The organism is Clostridium yunnanense (genome assembly GCF_016595795.1).
GTDB lineage: Bacteria > Bacillota > Clostridia > Clostridiales > Clostridiaceae > Clostridium_AR > Clostridium_AR yunnanense.
Genome location: NZ_JAENHN010000020.1, coordinates 1 through 12416, shown reverse-complemented (window position 1 = coordinate 12416; position 12416 = coordinate 1). Strand labels below are relative to the sequence as shown.

Annotated in this window: 10 protein-coding genes, 2 rRNA genes and 2 other annotated features; of the genes, 3 read left to right on the top strand and 9 right to left on the bottom strand. The window is 28.9% G+C overall.

Annotation, left to right across the window (positions count from 1 at the left end; genetic code table 11):
* The first annotated feature begins 781 nt into the window (after positions 1–781).
* The gene (locus tag JHL18_RS06390) at positions 782–1006 is read left to right on the top strand and encodes a hypothetical protein (RefSeq protein WP_200267275.1); all 225 of its coding nucleotides are present in this window, start codon (positions 782–784) and stop codon (positions 1004–1006) included.
* 147 nt (positions 1007–1153) lie between these two features.
* Here JHL18_RS06390 and JHL18_RS06385 read toward each other — a convergent pair whose 3' ends face one another.
* Together JHL18_RS06385 and JHL18_RS06380 are read right to left on the bottom strand one after the other, a co-directional pair.
* Entirely contained in the window at positions 1154–3871 is a 2718-nt protein-coding gene (locus JHL18_RS06385; protein ID WP_200267272.1) for an ATP-binding protein, read from the bottom strand.
* A gap of 660 nt (positions 3872–4531) precedes the next feature.
* Complete coding sequence (locus tag JHL18_RS06380) at positions 4532–4720, bottom strand: ferredoxin (protein WP_200267270.1); 189 nt, start codon at positions 4718–4720, stop codon at positions 4532–4534.
* Between the two features lie 472 nt (positions 4721–5192).
* On the opposite strand from JHL18_RS06380, the gene JHL18_RS06375 reads away from it, so the two are divergent.
* Positions 5193–5582: a hypothetical protein gene (locus tag JHL18_RS06375; protein ID WP_200267268.1), complete on the top strand. Its 390-nt coding sequence runs from the start codon at positions 5193–5195 to the stop codon at positions 5580–5582.
* A 148-nt stretch (positions 5583–5730) separates the two neighbouring features.
* On the opposite strand, the gene JHL18_RS06370 is transcribed toward JHL18_RS06375, so the two are convergent.
* The gene (locus JHL18_RS06370; protein ID WP_200267266.1) at positions 5731–6135 is read right to left on the bottom strand and encodes a PTS sugar transporter subunit IIB; all 405 of its coding nucleotides are present in this window, start codon (positions 6133–6135) and stop codon (positions 5731–5733) included.
* A 76-nt stretch (positions 6136–6211) separates the two neighbouring features.
* Positions 6212–7975 (bottom strand): threonine--tRNA ligase, encoded by a 1764-nt coding sequence (thrS, locus tag JHL18_RS06365; protein ID WP_200267264.1) that lies wholly within the window; start codon positions 7973–7975, stop codon positions 6212–6214.
* A gap of 59 nt (positions 7976–8034) precedes the next feature.
* Positions 8035–8256: a binding site (T-box leader), on the bottom strand.
* 65 nt (positions 8257–8321) lie between these two features.
* Positions 8322–8548 (bottom strand) — a binding site (T-box leader).
* Positions 8549–8707: 159 nt separating this feature from the next.
* Between thrS and JHL18_RS06360 the strand changes: the two genes are divergently transcribed.
* On the top strand, positions 8708–8932 hold the full coding sequence (locus JHL18_RS06360; RefSeq protein ID WP_200267262.1) for a hypothetical protein: 225 nt from the start codon (positions 8708–8710) through the stop codon (positions 8930–8932).
* Positions 8933–9184: 252 nt separating this feature from the next.
* On the opposite strand, the gene JHL18_RS06355 is transcribed toward JHL18_RS06360, so the two are convergent.
* The 5 genes from JHL18_RS06355 to JHL18_RS06335 form a co-directional block, all read right to left on the bottom strand.
* Positions 9185–10057, bottom strand: coding sequence for a phage holin family protein (locus JHL18_RS06355; RefSeq protein WP_200267260.1), 873 nt, complete (start codon positions 10055–10057; stop codon positions 9185–9187).
* Between the two features lie 253 nt (positions 10058–10310).
* Positions 10311–10784 (bottom strand): NUDIX domain-containing protein, encoded by a 474-nt coding sequence (locus JHL18_RS06350; RefSeq protein ID WP_200267257.1) that lies wholly within the window; start codon positions 10782–10784, stop codon positions 10311–10313.
* A 469-nt stretch (positions 10785–11253) separates the two neighbouring features.
* Entirely contained in the window at positions 11254–11889 is a 636-nt protein-coding gene (locus JHL18_RS06345; RefSeq protein WP_200267256.1) for a tRNA-uridine aminocarboxypropyltransferase, read from the bottom strand.
* A 231-nt stretch (positions 11890–12120) separates the two neighbouring features.
* Positions 12121–12238: ribosomal RNA gene (gene rrf / locus JHL18_RS06340) — 5S ribosomal RNA — on the bottom strand.
* Positions 12239–12295: 57 nt separating this feature from the next.
* Positions 12296–12416 (bottom strand): 23S ribosomal RNA (locus JHL18_RS06335); the annotation flags it as partial.

Here is a 12416-nt window from a genome sequence, read left to right as displayed (position 1 = left end):
ATGCAAAGATTCTACTTTTAAATGATTTCTACCCATAATTCAACCACCTTTCTCCGTATGTTTAGTATTTGAAGAAAAATTGTGGTTATTCAGTATAACTTAAACTTAGACCTAGGATACCTATAATTAATTCTAACTAAAAGTATTAGTTTTAATGTAAAACTTTCTAACACTTTAACTAATGACCTAATTAAAGCTCAATAACTTTATTACTTACTATTTCTCTTAATTGATGCTTTAGCTAAAGTAAAAATAAAAATGCTTGATAATATTATCCCTACAATATAACACAACATTATCATTATCATAATTTAACTCTCCTAAATATCTCTTCTGTTATTTTAAAATTATTATCATAAGTTTATTTTCTCGCCACTTTGTGCATTGGTTTCATGGTATATATGGTAAGTTCATCAATTTTCTAATGGAATTAGCCATTATTATTTATTATATGCAGGGAGATCTTAATTCGAAATATCAAACTTCCAATTAAATTTTAATATTCTACATTTTTATCATCTTTATAGGACTATAAAGCTATAACACTGCATACCTATTATTATTAAAGATACGCTACTGAACGTTCATATTACAATTTTTAATTTTATATAAATAGTAAAATTAAAAATTTAAGCTTTGAACAAAAATAGAATAACTTTAAATGTATACATTTTCATTAGAAATTTATTTTTAGTTAGTATGAATAATCAGATAGGTTTATGTACAATAATATTTATTGCTAGCTAAATAATCAAATTATTACCAAGAAAGGATGATATTAATGGATGAGAATGAAACAATAGAAAGCTTAAGTGGCTTTTTAGAAACAAATGGTGAGGTAAAAATTATAGGTGAGGATAAAAATATCACAATACAATCTGCCGACGACAATCCAGCTTATGCCTATGTAAGTAACACTCATAAAAGATTTGAAAATAGCACCGAAGCTATAGAATGGGCAGTAGAACAGTTTGATGGTGCAGAAAACATAGAAGAATGGGAATAATCTTTTGATTTCTGCTTTTCTTGCCTAACAGGTAAAAAATACTGCTATTAAAAATAGCAGTATTTTACATATAATTAAAAATTAAATGCTTAATTATCGCCATAAGATTAAAAGCTATATAGAGATGTAACGTTTTCGTTCTTGAAATTAAAAATATATATCTGAAAACTCTACACTAATAGCAGTTACTAGTCTAGTATCTGCATCGATACAGTTATATTTTTTTTCATTTTTTTCAACATACTCTTTCATTGGAAATGTAACTGTAAATGAACTTCCCTCTCCTATCTCACTTTCAACTTCTATTGTTCCGTCCAAATTTTCTACCAGAAGTTTTACAAGTGATAAGCCAATCCCTGTTCCTTCAGCTTGCCTTGACAGATTACTATCTACCTGACCAAATCTTTCAAAAATTATGTTCTTTTTAGCCTTTGGTATACCTATACCAGTATCTTTTACAATTATGAAGATACGTTCTTTATCATTATCTGCATTAATATTTACCGTAATAGTTCCATCTTCTGGTGTAAACTTTATAGCATTTGATAGTAAATTTAGTATTATTCTTTCATACTTTTCATCATCCATTGCTACTAATTTACTGTTCACATTAGTATTGAAAAATAAATTTATTTTCTTTTGATTTGCATATAACTTTACTGAATCTGTAATCATTCCAGTCAAATACACTATATCCACATTTCTGAAATTTATCTTGAAGTGTCCTGAATTTAATCTTGTTATATCTAGAAGGTTATTTACTAACCTAAGTTGCCTAAATGTATTTTGCTTTATATTTCCTATCAAACCACTTACACGATCTGGAACTTGTTTAATATATACGTGTTCTATTAACTGTATAGCTGAATATATGACATTTAATGGTGTTTTAAACTCATGAGTAATTAAGGAAATAAATTCATCTTTCATTACAAGGGCCTTTTCTAAAGCTTCTCTTCTACTCTTTTCAGATTTATAGAGTAATTCCTGCTGCTCTCTGATTTTATTTTCTTTTTCCATCATTTCAGTAATATGATGTGCTATTATAATACCGTACTGTAACTGATCATTTTTATCATAAATTGGCGTTCCATAGAAATCCACGTAATGTTTCTTTGTTCCATTCTTAACCATAACCCTCTGCTGTTCTACTCTCTCACCATTCAAAACTCTGATTGAAGGTAGCTCATCTTTTGATAAAACCTCTCCTTTTTCATTATAATATACTTGTCCAAATTTCATAGTTTCAGTAACATAACTAAAGGTAGGCTTTACAATCATTCCTTTTTTCATAATCTCTTTGAAAGCCTTATTTATCTTTATAACATTTCCATCTTTATCAAGAACGGTCAATCCATCTCTCATATTTTCAATGATAACCTCAAGTTCTTTCTTTTGTTTTTCTATTTTTACATAAGACTTCATTAACTCTGTGATGTCATGTGTTACCATAACCCCCATCTCAAACTGCCCCAAATCATCAAAGATTGGCATTGCGCTAACACTTATATATATTTCCTTATCATCTACAATTGTCATACTTTTATAGTTTTTAATCTTTTCACCTTTTAATAACCGATATGTACACAATTGTTCAACAGGAATTAAATTTCCATCAAAATCATAAAACCTAGTGTTTGAGGAAATGTGGGAGAAATTTTCATTGTCTCTAACATATTTATTACCTTCTTTAGTTCCTTTTCTAATGTATCGTCCATCTTTATCTACAACAGTTACAACATCATCTATGCACTCTATAATAGCTTCTAGTTCTCTATTCTGCTTCTCAATTACCTTTGTCCTCATTACTTCTTTAGTAATATCATGAAGTATAAAAACTCCATAGGATACATTCATACTTTCATCGAATATAGGATTACCACTGAGTTCATAATATTTAACCTCATTTTCAAGTTCCACTATTATTTTAGTATTCTTGATAGCTTTACCCTCGCCTACTAAATTTAAATCTAGTTGTTCTAAACTCACTTCTTCTCTATCATAATTGTATACCTTAAAGCAGGCATCTTCTAGTTTTCCATTTTTCTTATATAAATCATAAAGAACTTTAGAAGATTTGTTACCACCTAAATATTTTTCGTCTTTATCTACCATGATAATTATATCTTCTACACTATCAAAAACTGCCTCAAGTTGCTCATTTTTAACCCTTATATGCTCTCTGCTCAAAACTCTTTCAGTAACATCCTCGATCATGGCAACAATATATTTTACCTTTCCATTTTCTGAAATAGGTATTATATTATAATCCCAATATCTATCATTATCTGGAAATCCCCCCTTTCTTTCCGATATATAGTATGATTTATTTGATCTTACTATTTCTTCCCATATACCTTCTTCTTTTGAACCCACAAAATCAGGAATTAAATCACTTAGCTTTTTTCCGTAACACATCTGTTTAGTTCTGAATGGTTGTTGAAAAAATTCAAAAAATGTTTCATTTGACTTTATTAATGTGAAATCTTTTGCTAAATAAATTCCAATACCAAATTTTTCGTCAACTAATAATTTTCCTAAAAATCCACTTTTTTGCTCAAAATCTAATTCATCTATTTCTATAAACTTGTATATAACTTTTTCATTGAATTCTTCTATAATCTTTGCTATATTTATAATCTTAGCCTCTAAATCTCTAGTAAAGATAATTATTTCTTCTCTTAATTTCAAATCATCTATATTAGATCTAGTTAACATTTTCCATACTTCATTTATATTCTTATTTAAAAAAACATTTCTACTATAACCCGTTAACTCCAAAAAACTATCATTAACCTCAGTTATTACTCCTTTATTTTCTACTATGAATGGCTCTATCTTGCTGAAAATTAAATTTGCGTCCAATGTACCCCCTCCATATCCAAACAATCTGTAACATATTAGCAATATATACTAAATATACTATAATAATAAGTTTTTTTCTACATTTTGTCACACTTTACATTATTTTTTGAAAATTATGTTAAACATAATCATAATTATAATTAAATTTTCCGAACATTCTAAAAACTCTCCTCTTAATACTTAACAATATTTTAATAACCATGAAAATTAATTTATTATATTCTTACTCCACTAATCTTTACTTTCTTCTTCAAATACAAGCCAAAACGAAAGATTAACGTATTTGTATATGTTTAACAAGCCTAAGATATAAAAACAATCCACCTAGAAGTCATATCTAGATGGATTGTTTTCATAATTATTTGTTTATAACAGACAAGCTCTATTTGGTCTTCTTTTTTGACCCTTTTCCTTGAAGCTGATTCCTGTCTGTCCTCTGTTCCATGCTATTTTCTTGAGAATATTGTTTGTTACCTTTATTTTTGGTCATAAATAATCACTCCTTTTAAGTTTTATGTTCTCCTTATAAAGCAGCAATATTCATTAGTTTAGCTTGTTCTTATATCAACTTACATTCCTCTTTTGTATCATTTGTAATTTAACTATTAATTTATACACGTATGCAAAATATCAACTAAATTTCAATATATTGAATTTTCGTTACTGTAAGCTTATAGCACATACTGGGCATGAACTAGCCGCCTCTTCTGTAATACTAAGTTCTGAGTCTAATATCTCCACTTCAGTTGCTACTGCCTTTCCATCCTCCTCCATACAGAATACTTTTGAGTTAATCGATGCACAAAGTCCACATCCAATACATGCTTCTCTGTCTACACAAGCTTTCATATATAATACCTCCAATACTTTATAATTAAACTTATTTAATTAAGCTTTGTTTAATTAAATAATAGTAAATTTCACAATATTATACATTGATTTAAATCACAATTTCACCTATATTTTCTTATATATTTTAGTACATCTTTATATGACTTTCCTCTATTTATAATAGCAGTTTAAAAAGCTTTATACATTATCAGCCATATTTATCAGAAAGTGAAATAATTTGCTACATAATAGAATATACATATGCTGTATTAATTAATATAAATTTAAGTAGTTGATATTTTAAAGCCCTATCTCATTCCTAAATTTATATTTTTAGCTATAAGTAATTCATCTTTATAAGCTTCCTAACTCGCCTATTAAGTTATACGTGGCTGATAATCTCCTAATGCTAGGACCATCGAACAAGTATAAATTAAGTTTCGATATAGGAACCCTTAAGATAGAATTCAATAATAAAGAGGTGTTATATATGAAAATTAGTAAGAAGGATGAAATCATTAAACTCTACGAAGAAGGACTAAGTGTTGAAGATATCTCAAGTAAAGGTTTTACAAAAAAATATGTCAATCAAGTTTTAAGGAAGACTAAATTACTTAGTGAAGCTATTTCAGCTGCTTTACCAATAGAAACCTTAGAACCTATTATTTCAGAAGAACCAAAGAATGACATTACTGAATCACCTGCTTTTCAAGAAACTACTAATGAAGCTAAAACTATCTTGGAGGAAAACACCAACTCAAATAGCCTTAGAGAAATTATTATATTACTTGAATCTCTAGAAAAGGCATCTGCAAAAGTTGATATAAGTCTAAATATCTCTGTAAAAATAGATATTGATAATACTATTGAAAACAGATAACTCTTTTTAATGAATTCATATAATTCTCAATACAATGACCCTCTATATTACTATAGACGGTCATTGTATTTACAACTTAGATTTTCTATCTCTATCGGTTTCAGCTTATCTTTGTATTAAATAACATTCAATCTATAAAAATATATAGTTAAACTTTAGTTTTTCTATAAGCAACATGTCTTGTAACTCTTAAAGTATTCTCTTCCCCAGGAAAATATACTGGATTTATTCTATTCATATTGTATAGCTCAATAACATCAATAGCATCTAATGATAACTCATTAAAACTCATCATTCCATACATTCTTGGTGGAAGAATATAAATAGGTATATCAGGATTTAAAGTCTTTATAATCTTTTTTACATCTGCAATTAGATGAGGACAACATACTATAATATCAAACTCAGAAACTTTCTTCACTGCTAACTGAAATGGAGAAAACTCGATATAAAAATCATTTTGCATATTATTTTCTAGTATTTCTTTTTCAACCTTTTGGGCTAAAGCACTTGAAGAAAATCCCCCAAGACAACATAAAAGAATTCTTATCATTTTTATCCCCCCGTATATACGATTATTTTCAGAAATCTATTGTTAAGCGGTGATATATACTCCAAACAACCTTTTGTTATAATTGTTTTAACTTAATTTCGTTGTTGATATTAGATATGAATTCTTCTATTTTTACAGAACCTTCTTCACCATTTTTTCTACTTCTAAGAGAAATTGTTCCTGTACTTTTCTCTTTTTCTCCCAATATTATGATATAAGGAACTCTTTCGTTTCTAGCTTCTCTTATCTTATATCCTATCTTTTCAATTCTGTCATCTATCTTAACTCTAATATTATTTTCTTCTAGTTTTTTTACTATTTCATCAGCATATTCCTTAAACTGATCTGATATAGGAAGTACTTTAACTTGAACTGGTGATATCCAAGTTGGAAATTTGCCTTCGAAATGTTCTATTAATATTCCTATGAATCTTTCGATACTTCCGAAGATTACTCTGTGTATAACAATAGGTTTATGCTTTTCACCATCACTACCAGTATAATCCAAGTCAAACCTTTGAGGAAGCTGAAAATCTAGTTGTATTGTACCACACTGCCATGTCCTGCCAATACTATCTTCAAGATGAAAATCTATTTTAGGACCATAAAAAGCTCCATCTCCTGGATTTATCTTAAAAGGCATATTTATTTCCTCTAAGGCACCTTTAAGTGAATCTTCAGCCATCTCCCACTCACTATCACTTCCCATTGAATTCTCTGGTCTTGTTGAAAGTTCTACCTTGTATTTAAAACCAAATCGAGCATACACTTCATCTATAAGTTTTATCACTCCTTTTATCTCATCCTTGATCTGCTCAGGTAACATGAAAATATGAGCATCATCTTGAGTAAAGGCTCTTACCCTCATAAGTCCATGTAAAGCGCCAGAAAGCTCATGTCTATGCACTCTTCCCAGTTCTGCAGCTCTAATTGGAAGCTCTCTATAAGAATGGGACTCAGATTTGTATACTAACATCCCACCAGGACAATTCATCGGTTTTATTGCATATTCCTCTTCATCAATATTTACTGTGTACATGTTTTCCTTATAATGATACCAATGTCCTGAAGTTTGCCATAACTCCCTGTTCAATATAAGTGGTGTTTCAATTTCTTCATATCCATACTTCTTATGAAGCTCTCTCCAGTACTCAATTAACTTATTCTTCAATACTACTCCATTTGGAAGAAAGAACGGAAATCCTGGTCCTTCATTCATTAAAGCAAATAATTTAAGTTCTTTTCCAAGCTTTCTATGGTCTCTTTTTTTAGCTTCTTCTAACATATTCAAATATTGATCTAATTCACTCTTTTTAGCAAAGGCAGTGCCATAAACTCTTTGGAGCATCTTATTTTTTTCATTACCTCTCCAATAAGCACCCGCAACTGATAACAGTTTAACTGCCTTTACTTTTGAAGTAGAAAGTACATGTGGACCTGCACATAAGTCGATAAAATCACCTTGTTTAAAGAAAGTCAACTCTTCATCTTCTGGTAAATCATTTATAAGTTCAATCTTATAAGTTTCACCTTTTTCCTCCATAAGCTTTAATGCTGCTTCTCTAGACAATACACTTCTCTCAAGTCTTAAATCTTCTTTAATTATTAGCTTCATTTCTTCTTCAATTGCTTTAAGCGAATCTATTGTAAGTGTTTCTTCCATATCAAAATCGTAATAGAATCCACTATCAATTGCTGGACCTATAGTTAGTTTAGCACCTGGATATAATCGTTTTACCGCTTGAGCTAATATATGTGCTGTGGTATGTCTTAAAGCCCTTCTTTCATCTTCTTCATTTGAATCAACAACACTGCCATCTTTTAAAATAACTTTTAACATGATAGTCCTCCTTTTATAAAATCTTAATTCTTGATATATAAATAAAACCCGTCCCCAAAATAAGGGACGAGTTTAATCGCGATTCCACCCAAATTACAGCAGTTATAATGTACTACTGTCACTCAAAATCTATAACGCAGATTTGCGGAATTTACTTACTAATCTTCAGTAATCAACTCAGAGGTGGTTTTCAATAATACTTGTTGAAGAAACCTTTCAGCCGTTGAGTTTCCTTCTCTTTCAACAGTAAACTATTTACTCTTCCTCTTCATTGCTTTTAAATATTTAGTTTTTAAATTACAAAATACTAATAGTATAAATTTCGAAAAACAAAAAAACTCATCCCAAAAGGGACGAGTATAATCGCGATTCCACCCAAATTACAGAAGCATTAAATTAGCTACTTCTATCACTCAATACTTTTAACGCAAGTTTACGGAACTACCTACTATATATTTCAGCAGTCAACTCAGAGGTGGTTTTCAATAATACTTATTTAAGAAACCTTTCAGCCATTGAGTTTCTCTCTCTTTAAACAGTAAATTATTTACTTGTCCTCTTCATAGTCTTTTGTTAATACTTATTTTATTCTCTAAAAGATATTTTGTCAATATATAGATATATCCGTTTTAAATAAAACAATTCAATTATACTTTATAGAATTGTTTTACTCATACCTCTAAGAATAACTTCATATTATTTATTATCATTGAATTATAAGTAGGTGTAGTGATGACAATTTTTGATAACCTTAGTCCAGAGGACGCTGTTATTCTTACAAATGCAATTGTTTTAGCTCTTGCTAAAGACAAAAGCGCAGATGAAATAAACGTACTTGGCAACTTCATTACAGGCGTTGGATGTCTATTATTAACAGTAGCTGCTCAAAAGCAATTCGTTTCTACTGATAATAATAATAGTAATAACAATTCCGGTGATGATATTTTTGTTGGATAGAATTTGTTGGTATTTAAAATTAAGTACATAAAATAATTAATTTTGTGTTCATAAAGAAAATCAGAACCATACACATCAATCATAAGGTTGCTCATTAAGTACTTATAAAATATATTAATTTATCATTCTACAATCAAATGCATAATATCCTATAATACGAAAGTTTTCAACTTCCGTATTATAGGATCACTTTATTTTCTTTGAAAGTAATGTTTAAGGTTTAATTATAAGTGAAAAAGCAAAACTTACGATTTACTGTTCTTCACTTATACTTTTTTGACCATCTGCAACAGTGAGATACATCAATATAATGAGTTTTTCTGTTATTTGCTTTTTTTTCATCTCAATGGAGTCGCTGCTTTCACATATAACCTCCAATTCTGTTAAATACTTGTCCAATCTAGGCCTATGATATATCATGAATCTTTCCATATAATTCTTTGGTATACCTTGGTCTATCCAAATATCCCTAATAGTCTTTTTCGTGGCTTCTAACAAAGATAAAACCTTACATAATATCAAATCATTGCTATACCCTTCAGCCTCATCTAATTCTTTATCCAGTATATTTATAAACTTTGTCCACTCATTTATCATCATTAGCATAACTGTTTTAATTTTTTCATCATTTATATTAGGTAAGCAATACTGTTTTATATCTGATATTTCATCATTGTAATCCTTCTTGTTTTCATCATCAATTACAATTTGTCTTAAGGTATCATTCTTGATATTAGCCAAGATTATTTTCTTTATTCTGAGTGGTAAGGGAGCTCCTAAACAATTAAGATTTTCTAGTGCACTAAGACTTTCAGTAAGAATAAGATAACCTGTTATAAATTCAGTAAGAAGAGTTGTACTAAAAATTGATTGTACTCCTATCTCCAGAAGTCTTACAATTAAGATACAAATTGAGTAAACTACGATTTTGTTTAATCCTCTTCTTAACCCCCTACTATTTAGTCTTTTAGTTTTAGCTGCATAAATACATCCTGTGAGAGTATCAATTATTATCATGGTGCATAGCACAAGTAAAGCTATTTTAAATGGTGCAAATAAAGTAGTTATTGCAGCAAATATTATTTTTATATACCAAGCATTCTCTAACTTATATAGTTCCTGCATTTAATCACGTGATTTCTCCTTTGCTTAATATTTTCTTAATTCATAATAAAGCTCAGGTTACATTGCTTATTATTAAAGTGAAAATTCATTTATATAAGTTCTATTTAATTTGATAAATCAATTAATAAATTAAAGTATCTTCAATATACTACTTTTATAAATAAAACTTATATATATTAAATTCTATTCAGTAAATGATTAATTGTGCTAGAATATCATTCAAGCTTTTTAAATAAATTTATTAATAAAACCCTTAATCACCTACTTCTAAAATTAATTCCAACATTTTCATATCCACTTCATCAAAACATCCAATTTCTTTTTTTAAATCCCAAAGCATAATCTTTTTCATCTCATTGTTTTCTATAAACTTGTCAGTATGATCTGTCTCAGCAAAATATGCTGTTCTATATTTTACCGCTCCTATATTTTTATCAAATATCTTAAATACGCCTTTAAACTGTAAGTCACTTATTTTCTGATTGGTTTCCTCAAATAACTCTCTTACTGCACATTCTCTATAACTCTCTCCATCTTCAATCTTACCAGCAGGGAATTCCCATTGTTTTCTCCATTTATTATAAGCAACTAAATACTTACCATCGCATCTTACAAACGCAAATGAACCTGTAACGGGTCTAATTTTAGTGTTTCCCAATAAACTTTCTTCCGTTATCTTTTGGTATTCCAATAACTGTTGTCCATTTTTATTTTCTGCTAAAACCATTATTGACTTCTCCTTAAATTATTTTATATTACCAAATCTTGAGCTCTTACAAATTGCTTAACATTTTATATAGTAATTTATACATTTATATTTACTACTTGAATAATATTACAATTATACCACAAGTATATCACATTATAATGCAGAAAATGGTCTGCCACTTAAGTGCAAACCATTTTAAAGAGAAATATCAATACTATATCTTAAACCTATTAATTTAACCCAACTATTAGTAATGAAACTACAGCAATTCCCCAAAGAGCTAATGTTCCGTGAACTATCTTAGCTTTTTTCATATTCATCATATTTCTTACTCCATACTGTATTTTCATAATCAATATATATTTCAAATTATAAGTTTAAAGAAATTAAAATTTACAAATAAAAACTTTTTCTAATAATATTCATTATTAGCTAATTATCTTCCAAATTAATATTATATCTATACCTAATTTATTTTATAATTGAATCACTTTTTTATTTTCTGTCCAGTTATTCCAGCTTTAAATCCACTTAGAAATAAATCAAAAATCTCTTTTATTAAAGTCGCATTTTCTAAATCATTATTTAGCTTTAGCACTTCAATTGCAGCCTCTATAGTACATAAATTTCCTTCAACTACTCCTCTTCTCAAATTATATTCTGATTTAAAATCCACACTCAATGAAATTCTTGGAAGGCCTTTTAAGTAATCACTTCTTCTTAGTATCTTGTTAGCTTCTTTCCATGTTCCGTCTAAAAGGATGAATGCAGGGGTTTTATCAGTATAATTATCCATAAGCTTAACACTTGTTATATCTCTATTTTCTTCAGGAAAAACAAGATATACATCATAAATATCCTGATTTATATTTTTAATTAACTCTTCAGGTCTTTTAGTTCGCTCCCATAAATATATTTCTGTTGCTTCTGGATTGGCTAACTTTAAAATTCTAGCAGTATTTGAAGGTCTATAAAATTCTTTTTCTGTTGATAGTATCCATATTTTTGCTTTAGTCTTAACTTTTGAAATTGTATTACAAATACAATTTATATCAGGAAGACCACACTTATTGCAACTTTGATATAGTTTTGTGATTTGTTTAACCTTGTAAATTGAATCCATTTTGACTCCTTTGATCTGTTTTCTCCATAAAATTATATAATATTTTTTACACATATATCTTTCAAAATAAACTTACAGGCGAATTAGTTTTATTTATTACTGCATAGCCATAAAAACTTCTAAATCTATTCAAATATATAGGCTTAGCTAACTCAAAAATTTCATACTTTCCTTTATAAAAAAAAGACTTCACTTATCGTGAAGTCTTTTCTGTATCGTCAGATACTAATTACCTAGCAACCACTTACTCTCCCACACAGTCGCCCATGCAGTACCATCAGCCGTCTAAGTCTTAACCTTCGTGTTCGGAATGGGTACGGGTGTAACCCTTAGACGCATCATTACTAGATTTTTGAAAGATTATTCTTTCAAAATTGCACTTAAGTTAACTTTGTAATAATATTTATTGGTCAAGCCCTCGACCTATTAGTATCGGTCAGCTGAACATGTTACCATGCTTACACCTCCGACCTATCAACCTCGTGTTCTTCGAGGGGTCTTACTAGCTTACGCTATGGGAAATCTAA